This is a genomic window from Chelativorans sp. AA-79 (assembly GCF_029457495.1).
GTDB lineage: Bacteria > Pseudomonadota > Alphaproteobacteria > Rhizobiales > Rhizobiaceae > Chelativorans.
This window is the reverse complement of record NZ_CP120361.1, coordinates 3,636,839-3,653,035: the sequence shown is the minus strand read 5'-3', so window position 1 is coordinate 3,653,035 and position 16,197 is coordinate 3,636,839. Positions and strand designations below refer to the sequence as shown.

The 16,197-nt window shown below is 63.1% G+C and carries 17 protein-coding genes, 1 tRNA gene and 1 pseudogene; 10 read left to right on the top strand and 9 right to left on the bottom strand.

The genetic code is table 11. The features are described 5' to 3' along the window. Window positions 1-119: 119 nt before the first annotated feature. The 4 genes from PVE73_RS17990 to PVE73_RS17970 all read left to right on the top strand — a co-directional run bounded on the left by PVE73_RS17990 (window position 120) and on the right by PVE73_RS17970 (window position 2,303). Window positions 120-461 (top strand): helix-turn-helix domain-containing protein, encoded by a 342-nt coding sequence (locus PVE73_RS17990; RefSeq protein ID WP_277363560.1) that lies wholly within the window; start codon window positions 120-122, stop codon window positions 459-461. A gap of 112 nt (window positions 462-573) precedes the next feature. Continuing rightward, window positions 574-912, top strand: a complete 339-nt coding sequence (locus PVE73_RS17985; protein WP_277363559.1) for an SRPBCC domain-containing protein — start codon at window positions 574-576, stop codon at window positions 910-912. 89 nt (window positions 913-1,001) lie between these two features. Next, window positions 1,002-1,937, top strand: a complete 936-nt coding sequence (locus tag PVE73_RS28265; protein ID WP_346772375.1) for a GFA family protein — start codon at window positions 1,002-1,004, stop codon at window positions 1,935-1,937. Between the two features lie 144 nt (window positions 1,938-2,081). Beyond that, window positions 2,082-2,303: a Rid family hydrolase gene (locus PVE73_RS17970; RefSeq protein WP_277363557.1), complete on the top strand. Its 222-nt coding sequence runs from the start codon at window positions 2,082-2,084 to the stop codon at window positions 2,301-2,303. Window positions 2,304-2,313: 10 nt separating this feature from the next. Here the strand turns inward: PVE73_RS17970 and PVE73_RS17965 are convergent. Together PVE73_RS17965 and PVE73_RS17960 are read right to left on the bottom strand one after the other, a co-directional pair. After that, window positions 2,314-3,423 (bottom strand): annotated as a pseudogene (locus tag PVE73_RS17965) (IS3 family transposase). Window positions 3,424-3,709: 286 nt separating this feature from the next. After that, window positions 3,710-3,786, bottom strand: a tRNA-Met gene (locus tag PVE73_RS17960). Window positions 3,787-4,093: 307 nt separating this feature from the next. Between PVE73_RS17960 and PVE73_RS17955 the strand changes: the two genes are divergently transcribed. After that, on the top strand, window positions 4,094-5,086 hold the full coding sequence (locus tag PVE73_RS17955; RefSeq protein ID WP_277363556.1) for a Gfo/Idh/MocA family oxidoreductase: 993 nt from the start codon (window positions 4,094-4,096) through the stop codon (window positions 5,084-5,086). A gap of 819 nt (window positions 5,087-5,905) precedes the next feature. On the opposite strand, the gene mnmA is transcribed toward PVE73_RS17955, so the two are convergent. Continuing rightward, window positions 5,906-7,081 (bottom strand): tRNA 2-thiouridine(34) synthase MnmA, encoded by a 1,176-nt coding sequence (gene mnmA, locus PVE73_RS17950; protein WP_277363555.1) that lies wholly within the window; start codon window positions 7,079-7,081, stop codon window positions 5,906-5,908. A gap of 237 nt (window positions 7,082-7,318) precedes the next feature. Here mnmA and PVE73_RS17945 point away from each other — a divergent pair, with 237 nt between their 5' ends. Then, on the top strand, window positions 7,319-7,594 hold the full coding sequence (locus PVE73_RS17945; protein WP_159587124.1) for a DUF1153 domain-containing protein: 276 nt from the start codon (window positions 7,319-7,321) through the stop codon (window positions 7,592-7,594). A 16-nt stretch (window positions 7,595-7,610) separates the two neighbouring features. Here the strand turns inward: PVE73_RS17945 and bla are convergent, their stop codons facing one another. Next, window positions 7,611-8,486, bottom strand: a complete 876-nt coding sequence (gene bla, locus PVE73_RS17940; RefSeq protein ID WP_277363554.1) for a class A beta-lactamase — start codon at window positions 8,484-8,486, stop codon at window positions 7,611-7,613. A gap of 174 nt (window positions 8,487-8,660) precedes the next feature. Then, window positions 8,661-9,029, bottom strand: coding sequence for a flagellar export protein FliJ (locus PVE73_RS17935; protein WP_277363553.1), 369 nt, complete (start codon window positions 9,027-9,029; stop codon window positions 8,661-8,663). A 439-nt stretch (window positions 9,030-9,468) separates the two neighbouring features. Here PVE73_RS17935 and ctrA point away from each other — a divergent pair, with 439 nt between their 5' ends. Continuing rightward, window positions 9,469-10,164: a cell cycle two-component system response regulator CtrA gene (gene ctrA, locus PVE73_RS17930; RefSeq protein WP_277363552.1), complete on the top strand. Its 696-nt coding sequence runs from the start codon at window positions 9,469-9,471 to the stop codon at window positions 10,162-10,164. Between the two features lie 79 nt (window positions 10,165-10,243). Here the strand turns inward: ctrA and PVE73_RS17925 are convergent, their stop codons facing one another. Both PVE73_RS17925 and PVE73_RS17920 read right to left on the bottom strand, forming a co-directional pair. Then, the gene (locus PVE73_RS17925; protein WP_277363551.1) at window positions 10,244-10,612 is read right to left on the bottom strand and encodes a response regulator; all 369 of its coding nucleotides are present in this window, start codon (window positions 10,610-10,612) and stop codon (window positions 10,244-10,246) included. 88 nt (window positions 10,613-10,700) lie between these two features. Then, window positions 10,701-11,330: a histidine phosphotransferase family protein gene (locus PVE73_RS17920; RefSeq protein WP_277363550.1), complete on the bottom strand. Its 630-nt coding sequence runs from the start codon at window positions 11,328-11,330 to the stop codon at window positions 10,701-10,703. Between the two features lie 292 nt (window positions 11,331-11,622). Between PVE73_RS17920 and PVE73_RS17915 the strand changes: the two genes are divergently transcribed. Together PVE73_RS17915 and PVE73_RS17910 are read left to right on the top strand one after the other, a co-directional pair. After that, the gene (locus PVE73_RS17915) at window positions 11,623-12,213 is read left to right on the top strand and encodes an EipA family protein (protein WP_277363549.1); all 591 of its coding nucleotides are present in this window, start codon (window positions 11,623-11,625) and stop codon (window positions 12,211-12,213) included. Window positions 12,214-12,291: 78 nt separating this feature from the next. After that, a complete protein-coding gene (locus PVE73_RS17910; protein WP_277363548.1) occupies window positions 12,292-13,494 on the top strand; it encodes a hypothetical protein in 1,203 nt (400 codons plus the stop codon). Window positions 13,495-13,532: 38 nt separating this feature from the next. Here the strand turns inward: PVE73_RS17910 and PVE73_RS17905 are convergent, their stop codons facing one another. Beyond that, window positions 13,533-14,333 carry an RNA methyltransferase gene (locus tag PVE73_RS17905; protein WP_277363547.1) on the bottom strand — a complete coding sequence of 267 codons (801 nt, stop codon included), beginning with the start codon at window positions 14,331-14,333 and terminating at the stop codon, window positions 13,533-13,535. 1 nt (window position 14,334) lies between these two features. Continuing rightward, window positions 14,335-15,090, bottom strand: a complete 756-nt coding sequence (locus PVE73_RS17900; protein WP_277363546.1) for a DUF2470 domain-containing protein — start codon at window positions 15,088-15,090, stop codon at window positions 14,335-14,337. Window positions 15,091-15,285: 195 nt separating this feature from the next. Here PVE73_RS17900 and PVE73_RS17895 point away from each other — a divergent pair, with 195 nt between their 5' ends. Next, window positions 15,286-16,173 carry an NAD(P)/FAD-dependent oxidoreductase gene (locus PVE73_RS17895; protein WP_277363545.1) on the top strand — a complete coding sequence of 296 codons (888 nt, stop codon included), beginning with the start codon at window positions 15,286-15,288 and terminating at the stop codon, window positions 16,171-16,173. The last annotated feature ends 24 nt before the right edge of the window (window positions 16,174-16,197 follow it).

The following is a 16,197-nucleotide window of genomic DNA, read 5'->3' as shown; positions in this document are numbered from 1 at the left end:
GTTGGCTGTACTTCCGGCCACCCGCCCAACACATCCCCGCCCACCCCTAGTTCGGCAGTGGATAATGCAGGCATATACCTGCACTTGACGTGCAGTCAAATACCTGCATTATTGGGTTCATGACCAACACGACTGAACCAACGGACACAGACAGGGTCTTCAAGGCGCTCGGCGACCCGACCCGACGAAAGCTGCTTGATCTGCTCGTGGAGCGGAACGGGCAGACGCTTGGCCAACTCTGCCAAAACCTCGACATGGCGCGGCAGTCCACCACACAGCATCTCGGAATTCTGGAAGACGCCAATCTGATCAGTACGGCAAAGCGCGGACGCGAAAAGCTTCACTTCATCAATCCGGTGCCGCTGCACGAGGTCTACGTTCGCTGGGTCCACAAATTCGAACAGCAGCGGCTCGCCCTGCTGCACGATCTCAAACACGAACTTGAAGGAGACGGGAAATGAGCAAGGAAACGACCAGTTTCGTTTATGTGAACTATATTCGATCAACACGTGAGAAAGTGTTCGAGGCCATTACGCGCCCGGAGCTCGCCCGACGCTACTGGGCCATGAAAACGTGTCCGACTGGCAAGTCGGTTCCGAGTGGCAACATGTCCGGGACAATGACGAGCGCACAGTGGAACTCGTCGGCGAGGTCGTCGAGATCGCCCCGCCTTCCCGCCTTGTCATCACCTGGGCCAATGCCTCGCAAGCCAATAATCCTGACGCCTACAGCCGGGTCACATTTGACGTCGAGGATTACAACGACATGGTCAAGCTGACCGTTTCGCATGACGAGCTCGAAGCCGGGAGCGGAATGGCGCAAGGCGTGAGCAAGGGATGGCCGGCGGTTCTCTCCAGCCTCAAATCCTTCCTCGAGACAGGCAGCGGGCTGGACATCGTCAACAAGTCCTAGAACCAGCTTCTCCGGATTCGGGCGATCAGAACAGATTACCCGGCTCCGGAGAGGCAAACGAACCTCCCACTCAGATCAGGAGAATAGCCTTGAGCACATTGTTCAAGGGCGGCTGCGCTTGCGGCGCCCTGCGCTATGAACTTGCCGGCGAGCCGGTGTTCCAGAACCATTGCCAATGCCTCGACTGCCAGAAGCTAAGCGGCACGGGGCATGGGTCCTATCTCAGCTTTGTCGGACGATCCGAGGCAAAGATCACCGGCAACGCTTCCGTATGGCGCGTGACCGCTGACAGCGGCAGTAAGAAATCTTACGCGTTTTGTCCGACCTGCGGTTCGCCCGTCTACATCACCTTCTCGGCCATGCCCGACCTGATCGCGATCGCGGCGACGAGCCTTGATGATCCCAGCCAGTTCCGTCCCGGAGCGCTGACCTACAGCGTACGGGGTCACCGCGTGGGACCCAATCGACCCCGAGCTTCAGCACTTCGAGCGCATGCCGAGCTGAGTTGTACTTCTCAGAGGGACGCCCCGATTCCGGCGCGTCCCGCAACAGAAAGGACCAGCGATATGAATTCGGACAGAAACTACGAGACCAGATTTACAGTCAACAAGGACCCGCTGACGGTATTCAACTCCATCATCGATACACGCAAATGGTGGAGCGGTGACATTGAAGGAGGCACAAAACAGCTCGGCGACGTCTTTACCTATCGCTACAAGAATCTCCACTACTCGAGGCAGGAAATAGCGGAGCTTGTTCCGGGAAGAAGCGTCAAGTGGAATGTCCTCGAAGTCTCACTCAATTTCGTCGAGGACAAGACGGAATGGGCAGGGACAATGATCATTTTCGACATCATCGAGCATGGCGGCACGACCGAATTGGTGTTCACCCATATCGGGCTCAAGCCCACTGCCGAGTGCTACGACATGTGCTCCGATGCCTGGAGTGCGCTCATTCAAGGGAGCCTCAAGGAACTGATCGAGACCGGATCGACGAACCTGCTTGAACTCGACGCCGCAAGCTGAGACGAACTTGCTTCTGACCATCTGAAGATATGGCTGGGACGGTCAAAGCAATGAAAATGCGTCTAGCAGAACTGCGATCGCCGGCCGTCAGGCCCAGCGGCCGGCGCCGGATTATGCAAACGCTGAGGCGCGAAGGTGACATATATGGAAAACGAGCGGCGCTACCACTTCAGCAAATCGCTCTTTCAGTCCTCTGCGCCATTCTCTCATATTGTAATTGCCGGCGGCCTCGGACAGGTATCCGGCATCATTGGCCAGCGCCGTGATGACGGTGCTCTCGTCGCGCCTGATATCGGTCCGCAGGTCCAGATGATGTTTGAAAATCTCGATCTAGTTCTGAAGGAGGCCGGTGACCTGCTCCCCTGAATGTACCCATTCATAGGCTAGCCCTGTTCACGTTGTGGTCCATTGCGGACCGGGTTGCAAATTCGTTCGGGGTGAGCCCCTCGAGGCTCGTGTGCGGTCGGTGCAGATTGTAGTCGATGCGCCAGGCCTCGATGATCTCGCGGGCATGATGGTAGCTGCGGAATAAATGCTCATTGAGACACTCATCCCTTAGCCGGCCATTGAAGCTTTCCACGAAGCCGTTCTGCATTGGTTTTCCCGGCGCGATGTAGTGCCATTCGACGCCGCGATCCTGCTGCCAGGCGAGCATGGCGTTTGACGTCAGCTCCGTGCCGTTGTCGCGGACAACCATGCAGGGGTAGCCACGCCGTTCGGCGATCGCATCCAGTTCGCGTGCGACACGTTCGCCCGAGATCGAGTTATCGACCACCGTCGCCAGGCATTCCCGGCTGAAGTCGTCGATCACGCACAGGATGCGGAAGCGGCGTCCGTCAACCAACGTGTCCGACACGAAGTCGAGGCTCCATCTCTGGTTTGGATCCTGCGGGATGGCCATCGGTGCTCTTGTGCCCAGAGCCCGTTTGCGGCCGCCGCGTTTTCGGACCGTCAGCCGCTCTTCCTTGTAAATCCGGTAGAGCTTCTTCCAGTTCACCGCGACGCCCTCCCGCTTCAAAGCAGGTGCAGGCGGCGGTAGCCGAACCGCCGTCGCTCCGATGACAGCTCCCGCAAACGTTCTCGCAGAGCAGCATCGTCCGGCCGGCTGGATATGTATCGGTAGACGCGCGGCGCAATGCCAACCAGGTCGCACGCCCGCCGCTGCGAGTAGCTCGTCTTCTCGACTGCCCAACTCACGGCATTCCTCCTCGAGCCGGGCGTCAGAAGTTTTTGTCAGCATCTCGCGGAGCGTCGACACATCCATCATTGACTCCGCCAGAAGCTTCTTCAGGCGTGCATTCTCCTCCTCCAGCGCCTTCAGCCGTTTGGCCTCCGACACCTCCATGCCGCCATACTTCTTGCGCCAGGTGTAGAAGGTCGCATCCGAGATGCCATGCTTGCGGCACAACTCGCTGGCCGTCATGCCCGCCTGATGCTCCTTCAGAATGCCGATGATCTGTTCCTCCGAGAACCGTGATCGTTTCATTGCCTGTCTCCTTTTGTTGAGGAACAGGCTAACCCAAAATCGGGAACATCTCAGGGGAGCAGGTCAATGCAGATGCGATATTGCTTTTGAATGAAAGATTTCCGGGACCTAGTAGCACCCCGCCGGGCCTAGTTGTTAGACAAGCGGTTTAGCCCTTCGCACACTTAGCCCACCCATCGCATCCAAGCCCACGCCTACTGCAACCCAGAATGCAACCCCACGTGCTCCACGCATGAGCGCGCCTATAGGGCGCAAGACCTAACCACCTGCAGTTTAAGGAAAATTTTGGTAGCGGAGGAGGGACTCGAACCCCCGACACAAGGATTATGATTCCTCTGCTCTAACCAACTGAGCTACTCCGCCCCGGGGAGGCTGCGGCGGCGACGCGCCGGGCCGGTGCCTTCGAAGACGCGCGGATATAAGGTTGTGCGATAAAGGGTGTCAAGCCGGTGCGTGATTCCGTCACGCAATTTCCGCAGCCGGCGTCCGCCGGGACAGAACCGATCGAGCCGTGGTCGGCGGGGCGTGAGGACGAAAGCCGCCAATCTTTCCGGCCGACAGGGCGAAAACGGTACTTGTTCGCCTCCGATACCGGCTATCGGCGCCCTGCGGGCTTGAGTTGCGGCGCCAGCGTCGATATGTGTCGTCGAGCCAATCATGTGAAGATTAGATGAAGCCGCGTATCGCCGTCCTGGGGTGTGGGTATTGGGGATCGAACCACATCCGCACACTGAAGTCGCTGGGCGCCCTCCACGCCGTCTCCGATGCCAACCGCGCGAGAGCGGAAGGTTTCGCCAGCGAGCAGGACTGCCGTGCCATCGATCCCGACGACCTGTTCCAGGATGAGGAGGTCGATGCGGTGGTGATGGCGCTGCCGCCGCAGTTCCACGCCGAAAACGCCATCAAGGCCGTACGGGCGGGGAAACACGTGTTGGTCGAGAAACCCATCGCGCTCACCGTGGCCGACGCGAAGCGGGCGGTGAAGGCCGCGCATGAGGCCCGTCGCGTCTATATGGTCGGCCATGTCCTGCGCTTCCATCCGGCCTTCGAGAAGCTGAAGGCGCTGATCGATGCCGGAGAACTGGGCGATGTGCGCTACATCCATTCGCATCGGCTCGGCCTCGGCAAGTTCCACACGGAGAATGACGCGCTGTGGGACCTCGCCCCGCACGACCTCTCCATGATCCTGGCCATCACAGGGGCACCGCCGGTCGAGGTGCGCGGGGAGGGGGCCGCACTCCTCGACCATCTCAGCGATTTCGCCCACCTCCATATGCGCTTCGCAAGCGGGCTCAGGAGCCATCTCTTCGCCTCCCGCCTCAACCCCTATCGCGAGCGGCGCCTCACGGTGGTGGGAAACAAGGCGATGGCCGTGTTCGACGATGTGGAGCCCTGGGACCGCAAGCTTGCCATCTATCGTCATGCCGTGTGGCAGGACAGTGGCCAATGGGCCTTCACCACCAACGAGCCCACCTATGTGCCCGTCGAGGAGGGCATGCCGCTCACGCGTGAGCTGGAACATTTCATCGATTGCGTCGAGCACGACAGGGTGCCGCGCACCACCGGTGAGGAGGCGGTCGAGGTCCTTCGCATCCTCACCGCCGGCACCATCATCCACAGCCGGGACCAGGGTGAGTTCCTCGCCCAGCAGGCGGGGCAGTAACGGGCCGATCGCTGCTTCCTTGCTCTTGGATCACAGCCGATCTCGGCCTCGGCCGCGTGAGCGACGACGGCCTTGCGGACATGCCTCACCGTCGCCACGCCCGCTTCGCGTCTGGCCATTGATTGGTTTGGGAAGCGGGGCGCACCGTTCACGCCACAAAATTAAAAAGGCGCTCCCAATGCGCCCCGCCGGAGTCTGTCCCGACCTCGGCCGATCACTCGGACCCTTCTCCTTCCCGGCTGCACCCGATGAAGGGGGTGGTCTTAGCCGGGCCGGAGGAGAGCCCTGGCGGCTTCTCCGCGGTTTCCGCGATGCCGTCTCTCACCCAGCATCCGTTTTTCCGGAAACGGCGTCTCACACCCACCGCCCCGGCACCGCCGGCCTGTCGCGGGCCCTCGGATCCCCGGGTTCCGATCCTGGGGAGGGAGGTTTCCGCCGCCCTCCCGAACACCCGGTGCGCATCCGGTTCCCGCGAGAGCGATGGGGCAAGAATAAACCGGGCGGAGGGAGTGGGGAGAAAAACAGTGCGATGAGCGAGTGGCGAAACAGAGAATAGCGAGTAGGAACAGAGGGTTGGCGGGCGAGAAAAATTCCGGAGGGGCGGATTCCATCCCCGTTTTGGGCGGGATGCAGGCTCAGTGCCGGTGCTCCTCATCCTCAATGCCTGCGACGCGGGAGATGGTCAGGCATAGATCCTCGGGCTTGAGTCCCAAGACTTCATGACTGAATGGTGATCGAGGACGCCGGGATCTCAGGCGTTGTTTGGCGCCTGCAGACCGTGGGGATCGGACTCTGGGGGAGTATCCTAACCCGGCCAACTTACGCCGAAAGCGTCTCCAGGCGGGAGAGCAGGGCTTCGGCTTCCGCGCGGCGCTCGGAACGCTCAATGAAGCCGCCGCCCAGGACGCGGGCGTCGTTGGCCTCGTCCGAATAGAGCACGCAGGCCTGGCCAGGCGCCACGCCTGCCTCGCCCTCGTGCAGTTCCACCCAGGTGGCATCGTCACGGTGGTGGAGGGTGGCGGGCGCGGGCGGGCGCGTGGAGCGCACCTTGGCGAAAACCTCCACGCCGTCCTCAGGGAGCGCGCCGAGCGGCGCGTCGCCCAGCCAGTTCACCTGGCGCAGGAAGAGCCGTCGCGTCTCCAGCGCCTCGCGCGGGCCCACGACCACGCGCGCGCGCTCGGCGTCGAGATGCACGACATAGAGCGGCTCGCCAGCGGCGATGCCGATGCCGCGGCGCTGGCCGATCGTGTAGCGCAAGATGCCCTCGTGGCGGCCGAGCACACGGCCGTCGATATGGACGATCTCGCCCGGATTGGCTGCACCCGGCTTCAGCTTCGCGATCACGTCGGAATACTTGCCCTGCGGCACGAAGCAGATGTCCTGGCTGTCCTGCTTGGCGGCGACGGAAAGGCCCATCTCCTCGGCGACGGTGCGCACCTCGGGCTTCGACATGCCGCCGAGCGGAAAGCGCAGATAGTCGATCTGCTCCTGCGTCGTCGCGAAGAGGAAATAACTCTGGTCGCGGTCCGCATCGACAGGCCGGTAAAGCGCACGGTGCAATCCGTTGGCACGCGAGCGGATGTAATGGCCGGTGGCCAGCGCGTCCGCGCCGAGCTCCCGCGCAGTTTCCAGAAGGTCGGAAAACTTCACCGTCTGATTGCAGGAGACGCACGGGATGGGCGTTTCGCCCGTCGCATAGCTTTGCGCGAAGGGATCGATGACGGCCTTGCGGAAACGCTCCTCGTAATCGAGCACGTAATGGGCGATGCCCAGGGTCTCGGCCACGCGGCGGGCATCGTCGATGTCCTGACCGGCGCAGCACGAGCCCGGCCGGTGCGTGGCCGTGCCATAATCGTAGAGCTGCAGCGTGACGCCCACCACCTCATAGCCTTCCTTTGCCAGAAGGCCGGCCACCACGGAGGAATCGACGCCCCCGGACATGGCGACGACGACGCGCGTCGCTTCGGGTCGTCCCGGAAGGTCGAGGCTGTTCATGACTTAAATTCCAATCTGCTCGCACGCTAAATGGCAACATGGCCGGGCGAGGTCAAGACGGCGCGATGAAGACATAGGCTTCCCGCGCGGCGTTTCTTTGCATTTGACTCAAGATGCAAATCAATTCCTAACGCGGGATTCACTTCCGTTACGTTAGCATTACCAGGCGTTTAGGCAAATCTTAAAAGCTGTGGCCTTATCGTCTCAGCTAGGTCTTGGTTCAGTGTAGAGAGTACGATGACCGATCTGGTTCGACCGCGCGTGAAATATGTCATTGGGCCCGACGGCAGCCCGCTCACGATTGCCGATCTGCCGCCGTCCAATACGCGCCGTTGGGTCATCCGCCGCAAGGCGGAGGTGGTGGCTGCCGTGCGCGGCGGCCTTCTGAGCCTGGAGGAAGCCTGCCAGCGGTATCGTCTCACGGTCGAAGAATTCCTCTCCTGGCAGGCATCCATCGACGAATACGGCCTGCAGGGACTCAGGACCACGCGCATTCAGCAATATCGCCACTGAAGGCGGACAACCGCCGTCAGCTCGCCGCCAGTTCTGCCGCGATCTTTCCCACATCCCGCAAAACCGCCTCGCGATCGGCCGCGGACATCCGGGGCGCATCGAAATAGGCGGAGACGATGAGCGCCTTACGTTCCGGCGCCCAGGCGACGGCGATGTCCCCCGTCACGCTGCGGCTCGTTCCGGTCTTGTCGCCGATGCGCCATCCCGCCGGGAAACCGGCGCGCAGGCGCTTGTCGCCGGTCCTGCTGCCGATGAGCCAGCCGGAGATCCGCTGGCGCGAGGCGTCCGAGAGAGCATCTCCGAGAACGATCTTCTGCAGGTTGCCCAGCATGGCCCTGGGCGTCGTGGTGTCGCGAACGTCCCCGGGCGGCACATTGTTCAAGTCGGGCTCGTACCGGTCGAGCCGTGTGATCTCGTCGCCGAGCGACCGGGCATACTCCGTGACCGCTTGCGGGCCTCCCAGGGCCTCGAGAAGGAGATTGGCAGCGGTGTTGTCGCTCATGGCGACCGCCGCCTCACAAAGCTCGGCGAGCGTCATTCCGAGCTCGTCCGCGTGCTCCTCCGTCACCGGCGACCAGGGCAGAAGCTTCTCCTCGCCGTAGACGATGCGGCGCTCGAGATCCTCGTCACCGGTATCGACCCGTGCCAGAACGGCGGCCGCCGCGAGAAACTTGAAGGTGCTGCACATGGCGAAGCGCTCGTCGCCGCGGTGCATCGCAAGCGTCTGGGTGTGGGTGTCGAACATGGCGACACCCAGCCTGCCACCGGTCCTGGATTCGAGGGACGCGAGACGCCCGCTATGGATCTTCGCGTCGGGGAGGGCACGGGTCGGGGCCGGGAGGAGAGCAATGAGAGCCGGGGCCGCCAACAGCACGCGTCTGGAAATCGCCATGTCCAACCTTTCTGAAATCAGCGGGATAAAAAATGGATTCCCGCAAGGAAGGAGCACTTCGGGGCGATTTTGCGGCCTTGGCGACTGAAGGTCAAATCGGGAGAGGGGCGTGCGATCCGGCCGCCGGCGGGCCAGCTGGCGGAGCGTTCGGCGGGAGATCGCAGGCGGAGTCCTTCAGCCCGCCGCGGCGCGGGCACCGTCGCTGTCACGCTTGCCGTCGCGTGTTTCCAGCGCCTCGGCTTTCCTGAGCTCGGAAGCGACCTCGGCGAGGTCATGCTCGGCCTGCTCCTTCTGCTGCGTCAGTTCCGCCTGCGATATGCGCAGGTTGTCGCGGCGCAGCCGCGCGGCCTTGGCGAAGGTGGGATAGGCGAAATGGTTCTGATCGGTAATGCCGGCCTTTGCCTCCTCGGCGGCGACCTGGGCGTCGAGCTCGGCCGCCATGCGCTCGAACTCGGCGATCATCGCATCGAGCTGGGCGATGCGGCGGCGCTTCTCGTTCACCTGAAATTGTTTCAACCGAACCAGATTTTCACGTGACTTCATCACAAACTCCCAAAAACGCGTACGCACACCCCGCCCAAAACCGATCACCCCACCTGGCGCAGGGCGGATCCGGCCCCATTTGGAAAACAAAATCCTAAAATTTGCCGCCGGCGGTAACCATTCGTTTACGGGCGTTGTTAATCATAAGGCCCATGGCTTAAGGCACGGTAAAAATTTCGGGGCGTTTGCGTGGGTAGCCGAGGGCCTGATTCGAATGCCCGTATGCGACGAAACGCCCTGCAGGGCTGGAGCTGGAGATCATGACGGTGATTCAATGTTTTGATTCAACAAGGTGCCAGCAAAAGCTAAAAAAAGCGATTAGCGCTTTGAGGGGCGAATCAGATATTGTTAACCATTAACTGGCAGCTTCCGATGCAGGTGGTCATTGCTCCGCGCCGGATGCTTGCCGGTCCCGGTCGGCGGCGGAAAGGGGAATAAGATGCGCGTTTTGTTGATTGAAGACGACAGTGCGACGGCACAGAGCATCGAATTGATGCTCAAGTCCGAAAGCTTCAATGTCTATACGACCGATCTCGGCGAAGAGGGCGTCGATCTCGGGAAGCTGTATGACTACGACATCATCCTTCTCGACCTCAACCTCCCGGACATGTCCGGCTACGAGGTGCTGAGGACGCTGCGCCTTTCCAAGGTGAAGACGCCGATCCTCATCCTTTCGGGCATGGCGGGCATCGAGGACAAGGTGAGGGGCCTTGGCTTCGGCGCCGACGACTACATGACCAAGCCCTTCCACAAGGATGAACTGGTGGCTCGCATTCATGCCATCGTGCGCCGCTCCAAGGGGCACGCCCAGTCGGTCATCACCACGGGCGACTTGATCGTCAATCTCGACGCCAAGACCGTGGAAGTAGCCGGGCAGCGGGTGCATCTCACCGGCAAGGAATATCAGATGCTGGAGCTTCTCTCCCTGCGCAAGGGCACGACGCTCACCAAGGAGATGTTCCTCAACCATCTTTATGGCGGCATGGACGAGCCGGAGCTGAAGATCATCGACGTCTTCATCTGCAAGCTGCGCAAGAAGCTGGACACGGCGTCCGGCGGCCAGAACTATATCGAGACCGTGTGGGGCCGCGGCTATGTGCTGCGCGAGCCCGAGGAGATGCGCGTGAGCGCCTGAACCGCGGCATGCGCGATCCAAAAACCCGGCAAATGCCGGGTTTTTTGTTGTGTCCGTTCCTGTTCGCCGGGCGCCGCCCTCAGGCGGGAACCTGGGATTCCCGGATGCCTTCCAGAAGCTGCGGCCGGGTGAAGGGCTTCATGACATAGCCCTGCGCACCTGCGCGCTTCGCGCGCATGAGGAGGCCGACATCGAACTCGCACATGCACAGGAGGACGACGGGCCTGTTCTCCTCGCCCAGTGCATTCAGGCGGGCGATGAGCTGGCAGGAATCCATGTCCGGCAGCCGGTGGTCGACGATGACGATCTCGGGCATTTCGTGGGCGCAGATGTCGAGCGCCTCGCGCGCCGTGGCAGCTTCCGCCACCAGCATCCCGGGGCCGGAGAGGATCTTCTTGGCCACCATGCGGATCACGCTGGAGTCGTCGACGAACAGGCAGCGCTTCATCATCCTGGTCCGGTTAGGCTCGCGCCCATCAGGAAATTCGCTAGCAGAAGCCGGTAAAGGGCGAGCCAACGGATATGGTAAAATTCCTCTAAGCGGCCTTTACCACGATCTCCTCGGGGGAGGCGTGGATGGAGATGTTCATCCCCGTCTCGCGCGCGAGCAGGAGCGTATAGTAGAACTGCACGCTGTGGGCGTCGATGGGCTCGTCGGGCTGGCGCCCCGCATGCAGGTCCAGGAATTTGGGCGGCACGCGGACCATGGGCCCGTGCGCGGTGATGGTGAAGACGGGCGCCGTCTCGAGGCTCTCCAGCCGCACGCTCAACTTGCCGCCGCGCGGGATGGCGGCATTGGCGATCAGGATGAGGTTCAGGAGAAGCTTGACCTTGTTCTTGGGCAGGAGGGCGCGGGCGCCGTTCCATTCGAGGTCCGGCTTCTCGTTGCGGATGAAGGCGGTGGCCACCGCCTCCGCGTCGCCGGTGTCGATCTGCATGCCCGCCGACCCCGCCGCGCCGAAGGCGATGCGGGCGAACTGCAGCCGTGCCGACGCGTTGATCGCACTGGTGCGGATGAGCTGCATGGCATCATCGTCCGTGCCGCCCTCGTCGAGCAGTTCCAGGCCGTTGTTGATCGCCCCCACCGGGGAAATGATGTCGTGGCAGACGCGGCTGCACAGAAGTGCGGCGAGGTCGGGCGCACTGAGGGTGAAAATATCCGTCATCTTTCAACCGTCCCTATGGCAAATCGCAACGACGCGCGGGGAGAACCCGTTCACGAATCACAATCCCCAGAATGATATCCTTGGTTACACATGAGCGGGTTCCGGGCAACAAAGCGTGGAGATGAAAAGCCCACGAACAGCCTCCGGCGCTCCGTCCGGGCGAGGCATCGGCGGAACGGGCTTAATGGTTGAAAAAGAATTACGGCTTACTCTCAAATCGTTCGGAATCGGGGGCGGTGTCGGCGAACCACGCGAAGCGTGGCGTGCAGTCGCTTACAAGGAGATGAAACCGATGCTTTCCAGCTTGTTCAGTCGCGCTCGGGCGCGCTTTGCCCTTTTGTCCCTGGCGGTGCTGGCGGCGGCGACTCTTCTGCCGCAGCCATCCGCCCGCGCTCAGGACAACGGCTATACGATGGAAGAGATCGTCGATGCCGGAAACAATTTCTTCGGCGCGACCACGGGCGGCCTGGCGACGCTGGTGGAAAAGATCTTCTCCACCTACGGCCTTCCCAATGGCTACGTGCTGGGGCAGGAAGGTTCGGGCGCGCTCGTCGGCGGCCTCACCTATGGCGAGGGCACGCTCTACACCAAGAACGCCGGCGATCACGCCGCCTATTGGCAGGGGCCGTCGATCGGCTGGGATTTCGGTGGCCAGGGGTCGCGCGTGATGATCCTGGTCTACAATCTGGACCGGGTCGACAGTCTCTACAGGCGCTTTGCCGGTGTGGCGGGCTCGGCCTATCTCGTGGCCGGCCTCGGCTTCAACGTGCTGAAGAACGGGCCGGTGCTCATCGTGCCGATCCGCACCGGCGTGGGTGCCAGGCTGGGCGTGAATATCGGCTATCTCAAGGTGACGCCGCGGCCGACCTGGAACCCATTCTGATGGGAGTCGTGCGCGGCACTGGATTTGCCGCTGCCCGCCGTGGCACAATCGAGACCCAACGCGCCGGATCCGCCACTCGTGATTGAGAACGTCCTGTCCTTCATCCTCGGGTTCCTCGCCGCCGCCGGGCTGGCGCTGCTCGTGGCACCCGTCCTCTGGCGGCGGGCGGGAGAACTGATGCGCCGACGCGTCGAGGCCTCCATCCCGATGACGCGCGAGGAACTGGAGGCGGAGATCGACGGTGTCAGGGCCGGTTACGCCATGGCAGTCCGGCGCCTCGAGATGAAGATCGAGGCGCTGCACGGGAAGACGATAGACGATTTCGTGGAGATCAACCGCCTGCGTGAGGAGATCAGCAGCCTCCAGGATCTGAATGCCGAGCGCGACGCGGCCATTTCCGGGCTCGAGGCGGAGCGGGGCGAGCTCGAGGCGCGCCTGGCCGAGAGGGACGTGGAGCTGCGGACGATGGGCGAAAAGCTGGCGCAGATCGAGAGCCAGATCCGCGAGCGCAAGAGCGAGGTGGAGGAATTGTCCCGGCTTTATGAGGAATCGAGCCTCACCGCCAGCATGCGGCAGGTCGAGCTCGTGGGCCGGGAAGCCGACATCGAGCGCCTCAACGATTCCATCAATCTCCTGCGCAACCAGCGCAAGGAGGCCGACCGGGTGATCCGGGACGCGATGGCCGAAAAGGCCAAGGCCGAGGAAGCGTTGCGCATCGAGCGGACACGCGCGGCGGAATTGGAACGCAAGCTCGACGGGATGATCGCCGCGCTTTCCAGCCGCGAGGAGAAGCTCGACCGCCGCGAGACTGAGATCGCCCGCTTGAAACAGAAGCTCGACGCCGCCGGCGGCGGAAATCCAGGCCCCGCCGATGAGGCGGATGACGAGACGGCGCGGCTGGAAGCCCGCGTGGCCCAAGTCTCGCAGGAGCTCTCATCCCTGCTGAAGTCCAACGGAAAGGGCGGAAAAGGAGCGGCGTTCGGCATGCGGAAGTCCGAAACGGAGAGGTTGCAATCGCGCCTTACCACGCTCATGCGTGAGAACAGGAAGCTGCGCGCGGAGCTTGCCGGAGCCGCCTCGGTGGAGGGGACGGGCGACCAGGCCCTGCGGGAGCGCATCGCCGACCTGGCAGCCGAGGTCGTCAATCTCACGGCCACGCTGGAAGGACCGGCATCCCCGATCGAGAAAGCCCTGGCGCTGGAGATTCCAAGCCAGCAAGGCGAGCGGCCGCCCAGCCTCGCCGATCGCGTGAAGACCCTGCGCGGAAGTGCGGCGGGATAGCTGCCGCTTTCGGAGATTCGCATCTCCACAGCCGTCGTCTACCGCCACAGCCTGTGTAGGGCGATGGCCGTTGCGGCGGCGACGTTGAGGCTGTCGAAATCCTCACGCATGGCGATGCGGACGGAAGGCAGGCGTTGCAACAGCTCCGCCGACAATCCCGGTCCTTCGGTACCCAGCAGGAGCGCCGTGCGTGGCGCGCGCTCGATGGAGCCTATCTCTCGCCTGCCGCCGGGGCTCAGGGCGAGAACCTCGAAGCCGCCGGCCTCCAGTGCGCCGATCAGTGAGGATGCGCTTCCCCCCTTCGCAAAGGGAATCTTCAGGGCTGCGCCGACGGAAACGCGGATCGCCTTGCGATAGAGCGGATCGCAGCAATCACTGTCCAGAAGCACCGCGTCGGCGCCGAAGGCGGCAGCGTTGCGAAAGATCGCGCCCATATTGTCGTGGTTGGCGATGCCGCCGAGCGCCACCACCAGGGCGCGGTCGGGCAGGCGCGCGATCAAGGTTTCCGCGCTCTCTGCCTCGCCGCGCAGGCCGATCGCGAGTACGCCGCGATGCATGTGAAAGCCCGCGATGGCGTCGATGACGGCGCTGCTTGCGATATACACGGGGACGTTCTCGGGGACGCGGGCGAGCAGGTCCTCCATGCCCGCTGTGCGGTTTTCGAGGAGAAGTACGGATTCGGCGGCGAAGCGAGAGGTGGAGAAGAGCACGTTCAGCACCACTTTGCCCTCCGCGACGAAGCGGCCTTGCCGCCCGACCAGATCGCGCTCGCGGATGTCGCGATAGGCGGCGATGCGCGGGTCGTCGGGATCGTCGATGCGGATGAGCGGGCGTGACATTTCAGGCGCCACGGGCCATTTTAGCCATGGCAACCAGCGCGGGCCGCACCTCGGCGGCATCCCTCAACGGTGCTTCGAAGAAGACGCGCTTGACCTCGTCGCCCTTCGCCAGGTCGATGCCTTCCGGATCGATGCCGGTCAGCACCCATCTGCCGCGCCCGGCTCCCGTAAAATGGGCGGCGTAGTTCTCAACTGCGTCCGCATGGTCCTCGTTCATGTGGTCGACGGCGCGCTGCTCCATGTCGAGAAACGCCTGCAGCGGAACGTCCGTCAAAAGCTCCTGGCGTGTCAGCCGGTAGGCGCGGGCAAAGCCGCCATTGAGCAGGGCGCTTTCCGGCACGAGCCGGAAGAAGGCGAAGTCGGGAAAGTCGGCGTAGAGCTTGCCCTTGGGATGACGGTTCAGATAGCGTCGCGCGGCATGGGCCTGCTCCGGCGTGCCCGCTTCGAGTTTCTCCGCGCGCGCCTTGATGGTCAGGCGCGGATGGGCGAGGGGATCGCCCTTTCCGGGCTCGCCCACCAGCAGGGAGCAGCGCGGGTCGGCCGCAAGCGCCCTGGTGTGGGCGGAAAGCCCGGAAACGAGGATCAGCGGCGTGCCGTCCATATCCGTGGCCACCGCCACGCGCGTGGCCAAAGGCGCACCGTCGGCGGGGTCGAGCGTGGCAAGCGCGCCGAAACGGGCGGCGCGCGACAGCGTCTTTGCCAGACGGATCGCCGCGGCATCCGTCTCCAGGATCGGATCCTTCTTTTCCTCTTCCATGTCTGCTCCTGTTCCGCAGCCCGCAATTGCCGATCCGGCGCGGGTTACGCAAGCCATTTTCGCGGGCATTCGCCGATGCGCGAGCTGATGCGTTTCCATTGGGCGGCATGGGGATGCCACCCTAGTTAACGTGCCGAGGATAAGTGGCCGGGCGTTGCCCGTCACGATACCAACAAGCAAAGGGCGCTCGGAACGATGTTCGACGTGATCGTGGTCGGTGGCAGCTATGGCGGCCTTGCGGCAGCACTTCAGCTGGGACGCGCGCGCCGCCGTGTTCTGGTGATCGACGAGGGGCAGCGGCGAAACCGCTTTGCCGAGAGTTCCCACGGCTTGCTCGGCAATGACGGCGGCTCGGCCGGCGAGATCGTCGCCCGCGGCCGCGCGGAGGTGATGGCCTATCCCTCTGTCGAGTGGAAGCAGGGTCGGGCGGAGAGGGCGGGGAAAACGGATACGGGGTTCCTGGTCGGCACTGCCGACGGCGAGACCTACGAGGCAAGGCGGCTGATCCTCGCCGGCGGTGTCGTCGACGACCTGCCGCAGGTTCCCGGTCTTTCCGAGCGTTGGGGCAAAAGCGTTTTCCATTGCCCCTATTGCGATGGATATGAACTGGACGGAGGCCGCATCGGCGTACTCGCCTCCTCGCCCGCTACCATGCACCACGCCCTGCTGCTCCCTGAATGGGGCAAGACCACCTTCTTCCTGAACGGCGTCTTCGCGCCGAGCGAGGAGGAGCAGGCGCAACTTCTGCGCCGTGACGTGGCCATCGAAACCGGACTGATCGAGAAGATCTCGGGCGCGGCGGACGTGGTTCTGCGCGATGGGCGCGTGTTTTCGCTCGCCGGCCTCTTCACGGCGACCATCACGCACCTTTCGAACACCCTCGCCGAGCAGCTCGGCTGCGAACTGGACCAAGGCTCCGTCGGCACCTTCATCAAGACGGATTCCATCAAGGAAACCTCGGTGCCCGGAGTCTTTGCCTGCGGCGATGCAGGCCGGCCGGCGGGCAGCGTGGCGCTTGCGGTGGGCGATGGCACCTTGGCAGGGATTGGGGCGCACAGGTCGCTGGTGTTCGGGGAGGATTAGGGCGATACGCCTGTTTTCGGGGCG

Bases quoted from the DNA above. Each gene is read 5' to 3' on its own strand.
- PVE73_RS17955 (WP_277363556.1), top strand. From the start codon at position 4,094: ATGAAGCCGCGTATCGCCGTCCTGGGGTGTGGGTATTGGGGATCGAAC.
- bla (WP_277363554.1), bottom strand. From the start codon at position 8,486: ATGGCGATTTCCAGACGCGTGCTGTTGGCGGCCCCGGCTCTCATTGCT.
- PVE73_RS17900 (WP_277363546.1), bottom strand. From the start codon at position 15,090: ATGGAAGAGGAAAAGAAGGATCCGATCCTGGAGACGGATGCCGCGGCG.
- PVE73_RS17915 (WP_277363549.1), top strand. From the start codon at position 11,623: ATGCTTTCCAGCTTGTTCAGTCGCGCTCGGGCGCGCTTTGCCCTTTTG.
- PVE73_RS17905 (WP_277363547.1), bottom strand. From the start codon at position 14,333: ATGTCACGCCCGCTCATCCGCATCGACGATCCCGACGACCCGCGCATC.
- PVE73_RS17925 (WP_277363551.1), bottom strand. From the start codon at position 10,612: ATGAAGCGCTGCCTGTTCGTCGACGACTCCAGCGTGATCCGCATGGTG.
- PVE73_RS17990 (WP_277363560.1), top strand. From the start codon at position 120: ATGACCAACACGACTGAACCAACGGACACAGACAGGGTCTTCAAGGCG.
- PVE73_RS17895 (WP_277363545.1), top strand. From the start codon at position 15,286: ATGTTCGACGTGATCGTGGTCGGTGGCAGCTATGGCGGCCTTGCGGCA.
- PVE73_RS17920 (WP_277363550.1), bottom strand. From the start codon at position 11,330: ATGACGGATATTTTCACCCTCAGTGCGCCCGACCTCGCCGCACTTCTG.
- PVE73_RS17935 (WP_277363553.1), bottom strand. From the start codon at position 9,029: ATGAAGTCACGTGAAAATCTGGTTCGGTTGAAACAATTTCAGGTGAAC.
- PVE73_RS17945 (WP_159587124.1), top strand. From the start codon at position 7,319: ATGACCGATCTGGTTCGACCGCGCGTGAAATATGTCATTGGGCCCGAC.
- mnmA (WP_277363555.1), bottom strand. From the start codon at position 7,081: ATGAACAGCCTCGACCTTCCGGGACGACCCGAAGCGACGCGCGTCGTC.
- ctrA (WP_277363552.1), top strand. From the start codon at position 9,469: ATGCGCGTTTTGTTGATTGAAGACGACAGTGCGACGGCACAGAGCATC.
- PVE73_RS17970 (WP_277363557.1), top strand. From the start codon at position 2,082: ATGGAAAACGAGCGGCGCTACCACTTCAGCAAATCGCTCTTTCAGTCC.